At 45.3% G+C, this 17,239-nt stretch carries 11 protein-coding genes; 1 reads left to right on the forward strand and 10 read right to left on the reverse strand.

The window, feature by feature from the left end:
* The first annotated feature begins 33 nt into the window (after window positions 1-33).
* Entirely contained in the window at window positions 34-1,485 is a 1,452-nt protein-coding gene (locus ACE1CM_RS04565; protein WP_374876228.1) for a YdiU family protein, read from the forward strand.
* 77 nt (window positions 1,486-1,562) lie between these two features.
* On the opposite strand, the gene ACE1CM_RS04570 is transcribed toward ACE1CM_RS04565, so the two are convergent.
* The 10 genes from ACE1CM_RS04570 to ACE1CM_RS04615 all read right to left on the reverse strand — a co-directional run bounded on the left by ACE1CM_RS04570 (window position 1,563) and on the right by ACE1CM_RS04615 (window position 17,172).
* Window positions 1,563-3,830 (reverse strand): ATP-binding protein, encoded by a 2,268-nt coding sequence (locus ACE1CM_RS04570; protein ID WP_374876229.1) that lies wholly within the window; start codon window positions 3,828-3,830, stop codon window positions 1,563-1,565.
* A 646-nt stretch (window positions 3,831-4,476) separates the two neighbouring features.
* Window positions 4,477-5,778 (reverse strand): hypothetical protein, encoded by a 1,302-nt coding sequence (locus tag ACE1CM_RS04575; RefSeq protein WP_374876230.1) that lies wholly within the window; start codon window positions 5,776-5,778, stop codon window positions 4,477-4,479.
* Window positions 5,779-5,856: 78 nt separating this feature from the next.
* Window positions 5,857-6,750, reverse strand: a complete 894-nt coding sequence (locus ACE1CM_RS04580; RefSeq protein WP_374876231.1) for a hypothetical protein — start codon at window positions 6,748-6,750, stop codon at window positions 5,857-5,859.
* Between the two features lie 265 nt (window positions 6,751-7,015).
* The gene (locus ACE1CM_RS04585) at window positions 7,016-9,256 is read right to left on the reverse strand and encodes a hypothetical protein (RefSeq protein WP_374876232.1); all 2,241 of its coding nucleotides are present in this window, start codon (window positions 9,254-9,256) and stop codon (window positions 7,016-7,018) included.
* A gap of 387 nt (window positions 9,257-9,643) precedes the next feature.
* Complete coding sequence (locus ACE1CM_RS04590) at window positions 9,644-11,287, reverse strand: hypothetical protein (RefSeq protein WP_374876233.1); 1,644 nt, start codon at window positions 11,285-11,287, stop codon at window positions 9,644-9,646.
* A 249-nt stretch (window positions 11,288-11,536) separates the two neighbouring features.
* The gene (locus tag ACE1CM_RS04595) at window positions 11,537-12,481 is read right to left on the reverse strand and encodes a LysR substrate-binding domain-containing protein (protein WP_374876234.1); all 945 of its coding nucleotides are present in this window, start codon (window positions 12,479-12,481) and stop codon (window positions 11,537-11,539) included.
* Between the two features lie 314 nt (window positions 12,482-12,795).
* Entirely contained in the window at window positions 12,796-13,554 is a 759-nt protein-coding gene (locus ACE1CM_RS04600) for a BMC domain-containing protein (protein ID WP_374876272.1), read from the reverse strand.
* 185 nt (window positions 13,555-13,739) lie between these two features.
* Window positions 13,740-14,612, reverse strand: a complete 873-nt coding sequence (locus ACE1CM_RS04605; RefSeq protein WP_374876235.1) for a carbon dioxide concentrating mechanism protein — start codon at window positions 14,610-14,612, stop codon at window positions 13,740-13,742.
* A 134-nt stretch (window positions 14,613-14,746) separates the two neighbouring features.
* Window positions 14,747-16,402, reverse strand: a complete 1,656-nt coding sequence (locus ACE1CM_RS04610; protein ID WP_374876236.1) for a ribulose bisphosphate carboxylase small subunit — start codon at window positions 16,400-16,402, stop codon at window positions 14,747-14,749.
* A 467-nt stretch (window positions 16,403-16,869) separates the two neighbouring features.
* Window positions 16,870-17,172, reverse strand: coding sequence for a EutN/CcmL family microcompartment protein (locus ACE1CM_RS04615; RefSeq protein WP_374876237.1), 303 nt, complete (start codon window positions 17,170-17,172; stop codon window positions 16,870-16,872).
* Between the last annotated feature and the right edge of the window lie 67 nt (window positions 17,173-17,239).

The raw sequence follows: 17,239 nt of genomic DNA on the forward strand, positions 1-17,239 counted from the left end.
TTTGATTTAGTGAATAGCTGCGGGAACGCAATCATGGACGCAACTGCAACAATCCAAAATTATCCCAATCCCTTCTTTTCCCTCAATTACGTACCCGCGTTTGAATCTCTAGGAGACGATTATTTTGACATAGTAGCGGCGTCAGAATTTCCCCAGCATATTTTAAGATTCCGCAACGACCAATTGCTTCCCTTATTGGGACTCGACCCCAAAACGGTTACGGATAACGATTTTATCGAAGCCTTTGGTAAGTTTCAGGGAAGTCAGCTGTGTTTGGCAATGCGTTACCACGGTTATCAATTTGGCGAATATAACCCCATGTTGGGAGATGGTAGGGGTTTTCTTTACGGTCAAGTCAAGGGTGTCGATGGCGCACTTTACGACTTCGGTACTAAAGGTTCCGGTACAACGCCTTATTCTCGCGGCGGCGATGGGAAACTCACGCTTAAAGGTGGCGTGCGAGAAGTTTTGGCGGCGGAAGCTTTGCACTACATGGGTGTGAAAACTTCCCGCACCTTAAGCATGATAGAAACAGGTCAAGCACTGTGGCGAGGAGATGAACCTTCACCCACTCGCTCATCCGTAATGGTGCGTTTTAGCCGTTCCCATATCCGGTTTGGTACGTTTGAACGGTTGCACCGGATCGGTCGTAAAGATTTGACTACAAAGCTGTTAAATCACGTCATTGAATATTATTACCCGTCTGTGCAGGGCGAAGCCGAATCCTACTCGTTATTTTATGCAGAATTAGTCCAACGAGTCGCAGAATTGGTCGCTCAATGGATGGCAGCTGGTTTTTGTCATGGGGTATTAAATACAGATAACATGTCGATTGTGGGTGAAAGTTTTGACTATGGCCCTTATGGGTTTATTCCCAAATACGACCCCAATTTTATAGCTGCCTATTTTGACTATTACGGACGTTACAGTTACGGGAGTCAACCCGCAATTTGTAAGATGAATTTACAGATGCTGCAAGTTCCGCTAGGTGCTGTAATACCGGCGGATGATATGGAAGCAGCTTTGTCGCGGTTTGACGAGCATTATTATTTGACTTACAAGCAGTTAATGCTGAGAAAGTTGGGTTTGGAGAATTTACAATTACCCGAAGCTGATGAGTTAGTGAAATTAACGATTGCTATTTTAAAGGAAACTGAGTTAGGCTATCACGACTTTTTTACAGAACTCACCGATCTTTTCCACAGACATTCCCCCGAAGATGTTGATTCTATCTTCAGCGATGCGGACTTTTTGCGCTATGTTGGCAAATCAGATAATCTAGCAAATTGGCAGCAGATTTTTAATCTAATTTTGTATAATTTACCCCTCGATGTGCGCGGTCAAATTCCTCAAACAATGGCGCGTTGGAATCCAAGAACGGTATTGCTCAGACCCCGCATTGAAGCTATTTGGCGACCGATTGTGATGGAAGATAATTGGGAACCTTTTTATGAGTTGATAAGGCAGTTACAAGCTGGAGAGTAAAAAATAATTTTAGATTTTAGATTTTAGATTTTAGATTTGAATTAAATCTGATATCTGAAATCTAAAATCTGCAATCTTCAAGTCCCTAGATTTTGCTTTAAGGGAATTTCGATTGTGAATTCTGTTCGCTCTCCCAACCAAGAATTACACTGCAAGTGTCCTCGATGTTTTTCAGTCACAATTTGATAGCTAATCGAAAGACCTAACCCAGTACCGGAACCTACAGGTTTAGTAGTGAAGAAGGGGTCAAACAATCGCTTTTGAATGTGTTCTGGAATGCCGGTTCCGTTATCTGCTATTTTGATCAGGACTCGGTCTGTATGGGATAATTTGGTTTCGATCCAGATAGTCGGCGGTTCTGAATTATCGTTTAAATTGGTCTTTTCTTCCAATGCATCAATGGCGTTGGAAAGAATGTTCATAAACACTTGATTGAGTTGTCCGGGAAAGCATTCCACTAAAGGCAAATCGGTGTAATTTTTGATTATTTGAATACCGGGAGAATTGGGTTTAGCTTTGATGCGATTTTGCAAAATCAGCAGCGTGCTATCAATTCCTTCATGGATGTTAACGTCTTTCATTTCAGCTTCATCCATGCGAGAGAAATTACGCAAAGAAAGCACAATTTTTTGAATGCGTTCTGCTCCCACTTTCATCGATTCTAGAAGTTTTGGCAAGTCTTCAATAACGAAATCGATTTCGACTGCTTCTGCTTCTTCTTGAATTTCTGGATGGGGTTCGGGGTAGTGTTTTTGATAAAGTTGCAACAGCTTGAGTAAATCTTGGGTGTAGTTATGCGCGTGTTCGATATTGCCGTAGATAAAGTTAACGGGATTGTTAATTTCGTGAGCAACCCCTGCTACCAGTTGTCCCAAACTTGACATTTTTTCGCTTTGGATCAGTTGAGATTTGTTGCGTTTGAGTTCTGCTAAAGCTGCTTCTAGTTCTGTAGCTTTTTCGGCGATTTCCGCTTGCGAGCGTTTCAGTGCTGCCTCTGCTTGTTTCCGCTCGATTGCAAATACAATATAATCGGCAAATGTTTCTGCTAAGTGTACTTCTTCTTCATCAAAATTCCGGATTTTATCGTAATAAACCCCGAAGCGTCCGAACAGTTTTCCCCGACTTACTAACGGAATCCACGCACAAGAACTAATCCCTTCTTGCAACAGCTCGTATTGCATTTCTCCCAATTCCTGGCTCTCTGCTACCCTGGGAATTAACACCGGCTGGGGTTCTGAATTTGAGTCCACCCAAGGCGAATATTTGGCTAGGGATAGCATAAAGTTTCCTGAAATTCCTTTCCCTACTTGGAACATGGTGCCACCCTCTTCTTCAAATATCGAGATGGCAGCTCCATTCGCGTTCAAAACTGCTTTTATACCAGTTAAAGATTGTTCGTAAATTTCTTCAATTGTGTTGGCTCTGCTAACTCTTTCTACCAGATCCGCCCAATGGTACACCGATTGAAGTTGATCGAACTGTTGCAGCAGTTCTTTTTCGGCTAATTTTAGTTCGGTGATGTCCCGAATCGCTGCTTCTACTAATTGTTGTTGTTGACAATATCTGGCGTGCCAGGAAAACCATCGATAATATCCATCTTTGCACCGCAGGCGATTTTCAAAGCAAATAATATCTTGAGCGCTAGAGATTTGATTCTGTAATACCTTAATTTTTTCCTGGGTCGAAAGTTGCTCTTCTGGATGGACAAATTCTAAGCAAGGAGTAGAGCGCAATTGCGAACTTGTCCAACCTAATATTTTTTCCCAAGCTGGATTGAGGTATTGAAAGAAGTCATTTAACCCGATTGTACAAAACAAATCCGATGAGAGTGCCATCAGGCGATTTTCTGGCAAAGATGCTATGCCAACGCACTGAGTTTTATTCTGTAACTTCAACTCGCTTTGCACCCAAACTGCCAGATCCTGAAGTGCTTGCACCTCATTTTCGCTCAGTTGACGGGGACTATAGTCCATGATGCTGAAAGTTCCCAGTTTATTGCCAAAAGTGTCTGTTACACAACATCCGGCATAGAAACGAATTTCGGTTTTCTCAGTCTGCAATCGGTTAATGGCAAAGCGAGGATCTAAATGGGTATCAGGAACGATCGCCATATGGTTGCTGGGGCAGTTTAACAACAGGTTCAGCTTTTGCGCCTCGGAAATCGATAAACCGTGACTAAATCTTACCCATTCAGAATTATTCTCAACCAGAGCGATCGCCACAATCGGCACTTTGAGGGAAAGAACCGCGATTCTGGCAATGCGCTCAAATCCGATAGCGGTGTTTGCGTCGAGCGTTGTACAATGATTGTCGGCGGCAGGGTAGCTAACCTTTTGTACCTGCATTGATCGGATGTTCCTCAGCGACTAGACAAACCTGGCAAAATCGGGTGATATAATTATTTTCGCAGCCGCCAAGTCACCCCAACAGCAAACTGCTTACATCGATGCAGCGATGTTAAAGTTAATATAATATTAAATTAATATACTTTTATTAAAAATAATAAGTAGGTAGGCATAAATAAACTGAACACCCGACGGGCGAGACGCCCATCCCACAAGAGAGTTGAAAGCTTTGTGGGGTGGGCATCCTGCCTGCCCTATATTTATATAACTATTTTCACTTTATTTACCTGCACCTACTTATAATAAACAAATTTATTCTCAGGCCAAGCTGACAGGCGGTTTGTAAAGTTACGTTAAGTAAGGGGCGAAGTCTGGCAGCGATCAGGCGAAAATAGTAGCCCCCCTGATTTTATAGCCGCTCTCTGCTAGGGCCCGGAAGGCGATCGCCCCACGCAGGGGTGAGGGGGAAAAACGGCGAATGCCTGGGGTGATTTAGAGATAATTTCCGACTCCAACAGATTGATTGGTAAAACCCACACCTTGCACCCGCCGGTGCCCCTATAGAATTGAGACAAAGAAACTTCTCCTGGCGAGGAGAAGTCCCGTTTAATCGGATATTGAAGCTTTCCCAAACTCCCTCATTTCGTTAATTGAGGGCTGACCAATTGACAGTCAGGGTGCCAATATTATCCCCGTAGTTCGGCTTGTAATCATTGACTAGGAAGACCAAAGTTTCACCCGGTTTGAGAACAATAGTCGTTGCTGTACCCACTTCAGTTACAACACCAGTTGTCTTGTTTACTGCCAGCAGAGCAAATTCCGTATTGTTGGGATATTTCAGATACTGCTGAAATTCTTTTAAGCTCTCTTTCAAGGCAGCCTGAATTTCTGGTGGGAAACCCTTTAATCCGCTGGCGGTACAATCTGGAATATCGCCTTTCGGTTTCCAAGTGCCAGAGGGTGTAAATGTGTAGGAGACTTCTTTTGTCTGGGTGTTACTAAATTCAACGCCAATGTCAGAGTTAGTTGGCACTTCAAATTGTCCCTTCGTTTCCAGTGGCGGGGTAGGCGCTCCTAATTTGACAAATGTTCTGACAAAACCTCTGTTATTGTCCCAATTGACGTCCCAGAAAACAAAAGAGAGCGTACCTTTACTTAAAACAGTCATTTCCAAATGGGTTCCTACAGCAAAATAGGTCTTGCCCCCATCCAGAGTCCCAATCAGACTACCCAACCTAAATTCAAAGTTTTGCTTTGAATTATAGCCGTATGGCCAATTCCCCTTGCCCTTAATATTAACACCGTTAGCGTTAATATCGGCATTTCGATCCATCCAGTTCGGATTCCATAAATCTTTGGGGTTTACATTAACTATTAGTAAGTCCCCAGGTTCTAATTCGATACCTGTATTTAAGGGCGTCCCTCCATTCGAGCTATGTACTCTCGCATTAATATCAAAATACTTTGCTTCCTCGTCATCGTAGCTCGCGGTTGTCTCAGTTATGCCATAGCTTGATGATTCTCGGACTTCGACAGTTGCTGTGAGAGAACCTGCATTTGTGTTGGCATCGCCGCCCCAGAAGAAAAAAGATAGATCCCCATCTCTTAAAATTGTCATTTCCAAATGGGTTCCTACGGGAAAATAGGTCTTGCCTCCGTCCAGAGTCCCGATCAGACTGCCCAACGCAAATTCAAACTCATTTTGCTGCGACACTATGGTCGCTTCTTTGTACAAGCGATCGATCTTGTTTGTGACAGCAGATATACCGTTAGCATTTACCCACAATTGAGGTTCATTTTTACGCGGAGTCCATGTTTTTTCTGGGTCTACATTAACTATTAGTAATTGCCCCTCCTTTAGTTTGATATCCGTAGTTTTCAGAGAGCCATCAGTCGAACAATTTTTTACGCTGTCAATTTCCAGCGTGTATTGCTGTTTTTCCATCATTTTCTCCTGGCGGCTAATTTTATTTATAACTCACCCCGTGCCAATTTACTATCTCGCCTTTAAAGCCTGGATTTACTGCTACGGGGTAGCGCCACCTTTTTTGACTACTTTGACAAATGCTCTGACAAAACCTCTGTTATTTAGGTAATCGACATCCCACACAACAAAAGAGAGTGTACCTTTAGTTAAAACAGTCATTTCCAAATGGGTTCCTACAGCAAAATAGGTCTTGCCTCCATCCAGAGTCCCAATCAGATTACCCATCCTAAATGAAAAGGGAGATCCATGATAGCCCCATGGGTAAGACTTGTTCTTATTTATAGCGTTAGCGTTAACATCGCAATTTCGATCCATCCACGCCATATTCCATAAATCTTTGGGGTCTACATTAACTTTTAGTAAGTCCCCAGGTTCTAATTCGATACCTGTATTTAATCGCGTCCCTCCAGTCAAACTATGTACTCTCGCATTAATATCGAAATACTCTGCTTCATAGTCAATGTTGTCCGCAGGTTTGTCAGTTGCTGTAGGTATGTAATAGCTTGATGCGTCTTTGACTTCAACAGTTACCGTCAGAGAACCTGCATTTGTGTTGGCATCGCCGCCCCAGAAGAAAAAAGATAGATCGCCAGCCTTTAAAATTGTCATTTCCAAATGGGTTCCTACGGGAAAATAAGTCCTGCCTCCGTCCAGAGTCCCGATCAGACTGCCCAAGGCAAATTCAGACTCATAGTTCCAGTCAAGTATGGTAGCTTCTTTGTACAAGCCATCAATCTTGTTTGTGACAGCAGATATACCGTTAGCATTCACCCAGGATTTTTTACAATCCTTATATGCGCTCCATGTCTTTGTTGGTTCATCAACCTTAACTATTAGTAATTGCCCTTCCTTTAGTGCTATTTTTGTTTGGCATAAAGTCCCATCAGTCGAGCAGTTTTTCACGGCATCAATCGTGAATTGCTGTGTTGCCATTATTTTTCTCCTTGGGCTTTCGGATTCGTATTACTTAATTTTTTAGCCTTATGTACGCTACCAGTACGCCCCGCCTAAAAAATCTATCTAAGGATAGATTTTTTAGGCGGGGATTTAAAAATACAATCGGTATTTTGAACTATACTTTTTTGTAAATTTTTATAAAAAAAGAGGTGATTGCTCACCTCAATTGCTAATTCAGGACTGACAACGCTCTCAATTTGCAAACTGTGCAGAGAGAGATTCGTAAGCTTCCTTATTTCCTTCAACTGGCTGACCAATTGACAGTCAGGCTGCCAATATTATCCCCGTAGTCTGTCGTAAAATCATTAACTATGAAGACCAAAGTTTCACCAGGTTTGACAACAATAGTCGTTGCTGCGCTCACTTCAGTTACAACACCAGTTGTCTTGTTTACTGCAAGTAGGGCGAAAGCCGTATTGTTAGGATATTTCAGATATTTTTGCAGATCCTTCAAGAGATCATTCCACATTGTCTGAAGCTCAGGCGACATCGACTTTACCCCGGCGGCGGTAACTTCTGAAAAACCTTGTTCGCGTTTCCCGGGTATCCAAGTGCCGGATGGCACAAATGTATAGGATACTTCCTTGGTCTGGGTGTTAGTAAATTCAACGCCAGTGTCCAAGTTAGATTTTACTTCAAATTGTCCGCTTGTGACGATTCTGTTATATACTGCTGCTGCATATAAACCAGGATCGCTGTAAAAAACTTGATGGTCTTTCGCCTCGGGCTTGGTATTGAGAATTGGCTGACCGACATAAGAGTAAAGACATTTAACTCCCGCAAAAATTGGATGGCTACTATTTATTGTCCGATTGCCATCAATATTGATGTAGTAGGGAGACATTTCCAATCCAAATTCATTCAGAAATGTCTTCCACTGCTTGGCTTCATTTTCACCTCCGCCGTATCCCGTACCGCCCATCAGGTAAACGTTACCTCCGGATTTGACGTAATCGATCAGCACCTGGTTATCTTTCGGCTCTGCACCCAGAAATACGCCGTTATATTGTTTTAAAGTGGCGAGGTCAAATTTCTGACCAACGTTTACAGTCCAGGTATGACCGGCATCTGTCATTGCTTTTGCCAACCGAGATTGGATCAGACCATGGTTAGCTGAGTAGACGTGGAATTTGCCCTTTGCACCGCCTGTAAACCAATTGGCAATGTTTTTCACAAAAATTTCTGTATCTGGGGCGCGGACAAATCCCACGTCGGTTAAAGGGTATTCGTCAGCGGAAACTACAATCTTTCCTTGTTGAGTTCCTGGATTTTCAAATGCTGCATATAAACCGGGATCGCTGTGAAAAACTTGCTGGTTTTTAACATCGGGCTTGGTATTGAGAATTGGCTGAGCGACATAATAGAAAAGACATTTAACTCCCGCAAAAATTGGATGGCTACTCGTAATTACCAAATTGCCATCAATATGGATTGGGTAGGGAGAAATTTCCAATCCAAATTCATTGAGAAATGTCTTCCACTGCTTGGCTTCATTTTCATAGCCGCCGTACCCCGTCCCAGCCATCAGGTAAACGTTACCTCCTGATTTGACATAATCGATCAGCACCTGATTATCCTTCGGCTCTGCACCCAGAAATACGCCGTTATATTGTTTTAAGGTGGCGAGGTCGAATTTCTGGCTCACGTTTACAGTCCAGGTATGACCTGCATTTGTCATTGCTTTTGCCAACCGAGATTGGATCAGACCATGGTTAGCTGAGTAGACGTGGAATTTGCCCTTTGCACCGCCTGTAAACCAATTGGCAATGTTTTGCACAAAAATTTCTGTATCTGGGGCGCGGACAAATCCCGTGTCGCATAAAACCCATTCGTCAGCTGAAACTACAATCTTTCCTTGTGTAGTTCCTGGATTTTCAAATGCTGCATGTAAACCTGGATCGCTCTCGAAAACTTGATGGTTTCCATCGGCATTGGTATTGAGAATTGGCTGAGCGCCATAATAGAAAAGACATTTTACTCCCGCAAAAATTGGATGGCTACTATTAATTACCAAATTGCCATCAATATTGTTGTAATGGGGAGAAAATTCCAATCCAAATTCATTGAGAAATGTCTTCCACTGCTTGGCTTCATTTTCAGCTCCGCCGTATCCCGTACCGCCCATGAGGTAAACGTTACCTCCGGCTTTGACGTAATCGATCAGCACCTGGTTATCCTTCGGCTCTGCACCCAGAAATATGCCGTTATATTGTTTTAAAGTGGCGAGGTCAAATTTCTGACCAACGTTTACAGTCCAGGTATGACCGGCATCTGTCATTACCTTTGCTAACCGAGATTGAACCAGACCGCCGTTACTTGAGTAAACGTGGAATTTTCCCTTAGCACCGCCTGTAAACCAATTGGCAATGTTTTTCACAAAAATTTCTGTATCTGGGGCGCGGACAAATCCCGTGTCGGTTAAGGTGTATTCGTCTGTGGCAACTACAATCTTTCCTTGTTGAGGTTCTGAATTTGTTTGCATGAAATCTCCCTTCGATAACAGAGATAATTTTGTTGAACCGTCAAATTCTCTCACAAATCAGATTTAGTTAAACTTTGAAAAGTTAAATTTTTATTAAATATGCATCCAGACTCCCGACAGTTTTTATAGCGGATTGCAGCCGTATGAGGTACGGCTTGGTGTGCAACCAGCATTAATGCTGCGTGCACACCAACCCAAAAGGCTTTCCCTCACTCCCTGGCAATCCGCTGTATTTCAGAGGCTGAAACGTTTGAATTACCGTTGATGGCTAGCTGCAACAAAACTTAGGCACGCTGCGCCAAAAACAAAGGTGATGCGTCAATCTCGCTGGTCGAAACCGACGATTTTTCGGAGGATATTGCAGCTTTCCCAAACGCGCTCATTTTGTTAATTGAGGGCTGACCAATTGACAGTCAGGCTGCCAACATTATCACCGTAGTCTGGCGGAAAATCATTAACTATGAAGACCAAAGTTTCACCAGGTTTGAGAACAATAGTCGTTGCTGCGCTCACTTCAGTTACAACACCAGTTGTCTTGTTTACTGCAAGTAGGGCGAAAGCCGTATTGTTAGGATATTTCAGATATTTTTGCAGCTCCTTCAAGCTCTCATTCCACACTGTCTGAAGCTCAGGCGACATCCCCTTTACCCCGGCGGCGGTAACTTCTGTAAAACCTTCTTCGCGTTTACCGGGTATCCAAGTGCCGGATGGCACAAATTTATAGGAGACTTCCTTGGTCTGGGTGTTAGTAAATTCAACGCCAGTGTCAAAGTTGGATTTTACTTCAAATTGTCCGCTTGTGACGATTCTGTTATATACTGCTGCTGCATATAAACCTGGATCGGTGTGAAAAACTTGATGGTCTTTGGCCTCTGGCTTGGTATTGAGAATTGGCTGAGCGATAACAGAGTAAAGATATTTAACTCCCGCAAAAATTGGATGGCTACTATTTATTGTCCGATTGCCATTAATATTGATTTCGTGGGGAGAAATTTCCAATCCAAATTCATTGAGAAATGTCTTCCACCGCTTGGCTTCATCTTCATAGCCGCCGTAACTCGTCCCAGCCATGAGGTAAACGTTACCTCCTGATTTGACATAATCGATCAGCACCTGGTTATCCTTCGGCTCTGCACCCAAAAATATGCCGTTATATTGTTTTAAGGTGTCGAGGTCGAATTTCTGGCTAACCTTTACAGTCCAGGTATGACCGGCATCTGTCATTGCTTTTTCCAACCGAGATTGGATCAGACCGCTGTTAGCTGAGTAGACGTGGAATTTGCCCTTTGCACCGCCTGTAAACCAATTGGCAATGTTTTTCACAAAAATTTCTGTATCTGGGGCGCGGTCAAATCCCGTATTGGTTAAAGGCCTTTGGTCAGCGGCAACTACAATCTTTCCTTGTTGAGTTCCTGGATTTTCAAATGCTGCATATAAACCTGGATCGCTGTGAAAAACTTGCTGGTTTTTCACATCGGGCTTGGTATTGAGAATTGGCTGAGCGAGATCACAGTAAAGACATTTAACTCCCGCAAAAATTGGATGATTACTCGTAATTACCAAATTGCCATTAATATTGATTTTATAGGGAGAAATTTCCAATCCAAATTCATTGAGAAATGTCTTCCACCGCTTGGCTTCATCTTCATAGGTGCCGTATCCCGTCCCAGCCATCAGGTAAACGTTACCTCCTGATTTGACATAATCGATCAGCACCTGGTTATCCTTCGGAACTCCACCCAGAAATACGCCGTTATATTGTTTTAATGTGTCGAGGTCGAATTTCTGGTTAACGTTTACAGTCCAGGTATGACCTGCATCTGTCATTGTTTTTGCTAACCGAGATTGGATCAGACCGCCGTTAGCTGAGTAGGCGTGGAATTTGCCCTTTGCACCGCCTGTAAACCAATTGGCAATGTTTTTCACAAAAGTTTCTGTATCTGGGGCGCGGAGAAATCCCACATCGGTTAAAGTGTATTCGTCAGCGGCAACTACAATCTTTCCTTGTTGAGGTTCTGAATTTGCTTGCATGAAATCTACCTTCGATAATAGAGATAATTTTATGACCGGAAAAAATTATCTCACAAATCAGATTTAGTTAAGGGTTGAAAAGTTAAAATTTTATTAAATGTCCATTACGGACAGTTTTTATTTCAGAGGCTGAAACCATTGAATTACCGTTGATGGCTAGCTGCAAGTCAGAGCCTGTAACCCGCATTCTCCTAGTTTTTCAGCCGGAATCAGCGGGGATTTTAAGTATTTGCGATCGCTTCAAACCCTTCAACCAGATTTTCTCTCGCTCTCTACTGCGTTGCTATTAACTCCAGCCGTAATTCGCTTCACTTCTTCCAACAAATACTCGAAGAAAGTCTGCGCCACAACCGAAAGTTGTTTTCCCGCAGGGTAGATCGCATACCATTGACGCCGAATTGGAAACCCCTCCACATCCAGGATAGTCAGTTTATCGCTTGTTCCTTCCAACCCTAACGTGTGGCGAGATAAGACTGAAATCCCCAATCCACCAATGATTGCTTGCTTAATCGCCTCATTGCTGCCCAATTCCAGCCTGACTCTCACGGCAATTCCCTGCTCGTCAAACAATTTTTGCACCGAACTTCGCGTTCCCGATCCGGGTTCGCGCATAATAAACGGTTCATCAACCAGGCGTTTGATCGGGATATTTTTCTCATGCGCCAGAGGATGATCCATCGGAGCCAACACTACCAGGGGATTTTCCAAAAAGGCATGGTAACTGATATCGAGATGCTCTGGTAGTTGGCTGAGAATATACAGGTCGTCTAAATTTTCCGACAGACGCGCCACTAACCCCTCGTGGTTGGTCACCTGGAATTCAACGTCGATACCGGGATACCGCTGGCAAAACGGCCCCAATAACCGCGGTACGAAGTATTTTGTGGTAGTGACTGCCGCGAGTCGCAACCTTCCCTGTTTCAACCCTTTGAAATTGGCGACTGTCATCTCGAACTGGTCTAACCTGTCGAAGATTTCGCGACAAGTTGTCAACAGTTCTCGCCCTGCGTCTGTGAGGTAGAGGCGCTTGCCTACCTGCTCGAACAAAGGCAACCCGACAGCCTTGGTGAGTTGTTTGACTTGGATCGAAACCGTAGGCTGGGTAAGGAACAGTTCCTCAGCGGCACGGGTAAAGCTTCCGTGTCGAGCGACGACTTCAAATACTTTTAGCTGGTGCAGCGTTGCCTGCTTCAACCGCCCCTCTCCTGGCCGGTAACTATAGACACCAGTCTATCATAACTATGAATAATAATGTCTTTTATCTAGGAAATTTCCTGGTTATGATGGAATCACTGAACAAAGTGACAGTCTTCCTTCGCAGGAGCGTTGCAAGTTGGCAGGGTAAACGGTTGGGGAAGGAATTATTGATAATTATCCTGTGTCTCACAGGGCCATTCCCCGAACGCACCTAAAGCTAAATGAGCAGCGCTTTTTTATTTGTATCGATTTGCTGCTAGGCGGTTTAGATCTAATTATCCACCTTGAGGTGACCAATCGATCCCGGGAAACTATTCTTTGATGGAAATCGGCAACTTGGTTAAATCTGGCAGTTCTACGAGTTGTTTTTCTTCTTCCTTGACGTTGACGGGTAACATGAGCGGTTGGGGTTTCGGTTTCTCTTCGATCCAGCAGCTGGCGAGGGGGAGAGTCTTTTCCAAGTCATCCAACGGGCGGGGAATCACCATCAGCGAGTGGAATTCGCCAATTCGCTCGGCTTCGCGCATCCCGGCGTCTACGGCAACGGCTACGTTTGCCACGGACCCCCGGATAATCGCAGTACACAAGCCATCCCCGGTAGTTTCGTAGGCGGCTAGGACGACATCTGCGGCTTTCATCATGGCGTCGCAGGCGCCCACCATTGCTGGAAAGCCTCTAGTTTCCAATAAGCCCATCGATTGGTTGCTGAGGCGACTGCTATTATTTTCTGCCAGATCGAGCAAGCGACTGCCGATGGGTAGAATCACTTCTAAATTGGGTTGAGGCCGAGGAATGACGAGGGAGGAGATGAATTGACCCATCTGTTCGGCGACTTGGGCGCCCGACTCGACGGCGAGGCGGACATCTGCGATCGCTCCTCGGACGATGGCGGTACAGTAACCGCTGCCGATTTTTTCAAATCCGACTAAGGTCACTCCCGCCGATTTCAACATCATATCGGCTGTTCCGACGATGGCAGGAAAACTCCGAGTCGAAACCATTCCCAAGGAAGCATCCCGGAAGTTTCTGGTTTGACTTTGCGTTTGACCTGACCTTTGGTATTGAACCAGCCCTGGCTTTCTTTGCTCCACCGATGACCTCCGCGAAAAAAACAGAAGCTCCTAATTATAAGTATGACCTTTCTTAGCGGTTGATGGATGGTTAGCAATAGAATTAAAGATTTCAAATTGCCGATTGAATCTTTATCTAAAATCTAAAATTCCCTAGCTTGGCTGCTGCTATATCCCGATTTACTTCACTCCTCGTTTTTGGGGGGGTTAGTCGCTGATTTATAAGGAAATAGCGTCAGCAGCAGTCGGTTTAGGTGCGCTTGACCGTAAACGGTCACGCCAACAGAAATACTGTCTGAGTTGGGCGCTTGCTGTGGGGTCAATTCAACTTCTGGGCTAGCAGGTGGCTCAGTTGGGGCGGTGGCTGGTTGTTCAATAGCCGCTGCTGACTTACCGTTGATGCCATTATCCTCAAAGGCAGTTGCGGCGGTATCTGCTTCCGAGGTCGCTGCTTCAACTTGTTGTTCTTTGACTGGTACAGATTCGTCAGTTACTGGTTTGACTTCTTCTGTCGAGGTCGCTGCTTCCAAGTTTGCTGCTTTGACTTCTTCTGTCGCAGTCGCTGCTTTCAAGTTTGTTGCTTTGACTTCTTCTGTCAAGGTTGTTGTTTCAAAGTTTGCTGGTTTAACTTCTGGCGTGACTTCGGGGGTTTCTTGTTGTGGTGGTGGGGAATTGTCGGCGATTTTACGTCCGGTTTCTCCTACCATCGACCCCGCTGGCAAGACTTGCCAAGAGTCAACCGAACTGTTCCAAATTGTCGTCGCGGCACCGATGCAGGCATTTGCTCCAATTTTGCCAACTCCGACGACGAGGACGCCTGCGCCTAAAATTGCTCCTGCGTCTATTTCCAGGATGCCTTTGTGGGCGTGAAGGATAGCTCCCATGCCGATGCAGACACCGGCGGCGATGATGATTCGACTGTCTGGATCTGCTTGGAGAATTACCCCTGGTGCGATCGCGGCACTTTTATCAATGCTCACATCGCCAGTAACGATAACGTGAGAGGTGGTGATTGACGGTAGTGGCGGCAAATGCATGGGGCATAGGTCATGGGTCATGGGTCATGGGTCGTGGGGAATTGCAGATTGCAGATTTAAGATTGCAGATTTTGAGATTGCAGATTGCCGATTTTATTTAATCCAAAATCTAAAATCTGCAATCTCAAATCTAAAATTCCCGGTGACCTTTGCTTCTACCGACTACCGTTTTTAGCGTGCGGTTGTTGAATGATGGTTTCGCGAACGCGGCGCTTGGCTTTGGTATCAATTCCAATTAAGCGCACGTACTCGCCGCTATACTCATTCAACGAAGCTTCCAAAGCGCTGATTGCTTCTCGCGCATCTTTGGCTTCGATGGGACCGCAACTTTGCCAAGAACTGGTGCGGTAGCGGCGCTCATCGGCGTGTTCCAAACCAATCCGGTAGCCTTGGGATAGCAGTTCGCGTACTTGTTCTACTGCTTGCGGATTCAATACAGAACTATCTGGAGCGGGTGCGGTAGCAACGCTGGCTGTGCTGCGAACTGCTGCGGGTGCGCTGGTGCCAGTTGTTACTGTTTTGCCGTTGGGACGCTGGATAATTTGCTCCATGACGCGGCGTTTGGCTTTGGGGTCGATGCCAAACAAGCGGACGTATTCGCCCGTATGTTCGGCTAAGCAACCTTCCAGATGTGCCAAAACTTCAGCTTCTGGCTTAGATTCGATCGGGGTGCAGCTGTGCCAAGAACTGGTGCGGAAGCGGCGTTCGTCTGCGTGTTCCGTCCCAATCTTGTAGCCTTTTGCTAATAGATTGCGGACAAATTCTACCACTTCTGCACTGATATATCCGCTCGCTGCTGCGCCGCTGTAATTTCCGCTACCGTTGCTCGAGTAGGGTGAATAATTAGTTGCAGGGGCGCTAGCTTTGGCTACGGGTTGGCTACTGTCGGGACGCTGAATAATTTGCTCGACGACGCGGCGCTTGGCTTTGGGGTCGATGCCGATTAGGCGGACGTATTCTCCGGCGTGTTCGCTGAGTGCGGATTGGACGGATGCGATCGCTCCCCGTTCGTTAGCACCATCGATCGACCCAGCGCTTTGCCAAGAACTGGTGCGGAAGCGACGCTCATCTGCATATTCGATACCGATGCGGCATCCTTTGGCGATCAGACTGCGGACGAGGGAAGCGATTTCTGCGGTGTTCATAGACGTGCTTTCTGATTCAAAACTATTGTTATTTGTACCTAGTTGTTCGTTGCGGATATTGGTAATGCAAGCGACGTTGTCGGCGCACTGATAGCCGGATCTGAGGGCATCGTTAATACCGACGACGTGGCGGCTAAATTCAGTATCTTCTTCTTGCACGTCTGGCAGGCGATCGGCTTGCTGTTGCGTGGTAATAATCGACCCGGAAGGTACGAACTTACCGGGTGGAATTTCCACATCTTGGATCAGGGCGTGCATCATCACAATGCTGCCTTTCCCCACTCTGGCGTTAAATACGGTAGAGCGAAAACCGATAAAGCAATCATCCCCGACGTAGCAAGGACCGTGAATCAAAGCCATATGGGTAATTGAAGCATTTTTCCCGATCCAGACAGAATATTCTTCTGCATCGTCTCCAATCACCCTACCTTGTTCCAAACCGTGAATCACTACCCCATCCTGGATGTTCGTGCCTTCGCCGATATAGAAGGGCGTGCCTTCATCGGCGCGAATCGAAGTACCAGGGGCAATCATCACGTTAGCCCCAATTTGCACATCTCCGATGATATTGGAAAACGAATGCACGTAGGCAGTTGGATCTATCTTTGGCTCTGCCAAAGATCTTGACCAGGGCGTCGGCGGTGCCGCAATCCCACGGGCAACCATATCTAAATTCCTCGCTGACTGAACAAATTGACAACTCTCCCCCCCAGAAGGGCGAAGATTCTTGAGCTAATCGCTGCCTTTTTAGGTTGCCCCTACTTAGGTCTTACACAATTATGTCTAGTCCGAGCCTACTAGAATATCACTTAATATCTAGACGCCCTTGTTGTGGACTACTCTCCAAGCGTTTACCTATTTCAAGGTACGTTTCCGTGTGCCCCACGGTACGCGGATTGCTCCAGTGATGTTTTTCTAAATCATTCAGCCTGGAAAAGGGCTTACTGCGCTGTTTATCGAGTTATCGCTGCTCTTGGTCTTTGTTATTTTCTAGGCTGTCGTGTGGCACTGTTTCAGCCATATTTGTCGGGCACGTTCTAGCGGTTTTTCAACCTGAAACCAACTACATTCTATCAGGAAGCCTTTCTAGAAGAACGGCGCTAATAACCGATTTTGTTGGTAAACTGACTTGACTAACGATAGTCTTCCTTCTTGCTGTAGAGCGAGCGATTATCAACCGATACCGTATCGATAATCCCCACCACCATGGCATCGATAGGACTCTTTTCGCTACCTTCGATTTGACGGGCGGCGCTACCACGGCTGATGAGAACCCATTCACCCATGCCAGCACCAACCCGATCCCCTGCTACTTCATATTTCGGAAGTAGCTGTCCTTCCTCATCTATTAGTTGCACCATGAGCAGTTTTAACCCTCTGAGGGATTGCTCTTTTTGGTTACTGACTACGGTGCCGCGAACTTTGGCAATTTGCATTTTTGCTAATTGGTAATTGGTAATTGGTAATTGGTAATTGGTTGATGTTTTTGATGCCGATTACCGA

The sequence above is a fragment of the Microseira sp. BLCC-F43 genome (genome assembly GCF_041929235.1).
In the GTDB taxonomy this organism is placed as follows: Bacteria; Cyanobacteriota; Cyanobacteriia; order Cyanobacteriales; family Aerosakkonemataceae; genus Microseira.

Coding starts and splice junctions, on each gene's coding strand:
- ACE1CM_RS04615 (WP_374876237.1), bottom strand. CDS start 17,172: ATGCAAATTGCCAAAGTTCGCGGCACCGTAGTCAGTAACCAAAAAGAG.
- ACE1CM_RS04590 (WP_374876233.1), bottom strand. CDS start 11,287: ATGCAAGCAAATTCAGAACCTCAACAAGGAAAGATTGTAGTTGCCGCT.
- ACE1CM_RS04565 (WP_374876228.1), top strand. CDS start 34: ATGGACGCAACTGCAACAATCCAAAATTATCCCAATCCCTTCTTTTCC.
- ACE1CM_RS04610 (WP_374876236.1), bottom strand. CDS start 16,402: ATGGTTGCCCGTGGGATTGCGGCACCGCCGACGCCCTGGTCAAGATCT.
- ACE1CM_RS04605 (WP_374876235.1), bottom strand. CDS start 14,612: ATGACCCATGACCTATGCCCCATGCATTTGCCGCCACTACCGTCAATC.
- ACE1CM_RS04580 (WP_374876231.1), bottom strand. CDS start 6,750: ATGGCAACACAGCAATTCACGATTGATGCCGTGAAAAACTGCTCGACT.
- ACE1CM_RS04570 (WP_374876229.1), bottom strand. CDS start 3,830: ATGCAGGTACAAAAGGTTAGCTACCCTGCCGCCGACAATCATTGTACA.
- ACE1CM_RS04575 (WP_374876230.1), bottom strand. CDS start 5,778: ATGATGGAAAAACAGCAATACACGCTGGAAATTGACAGCGTAAAAAAT.
- ACE1CM_RS04585 (WP_374876232.1), bottom strand. CDS start 9,256: ATGCAAACAAATTCAGAACCTCAACAAGGAAAGATTGTAGTTGCCACA.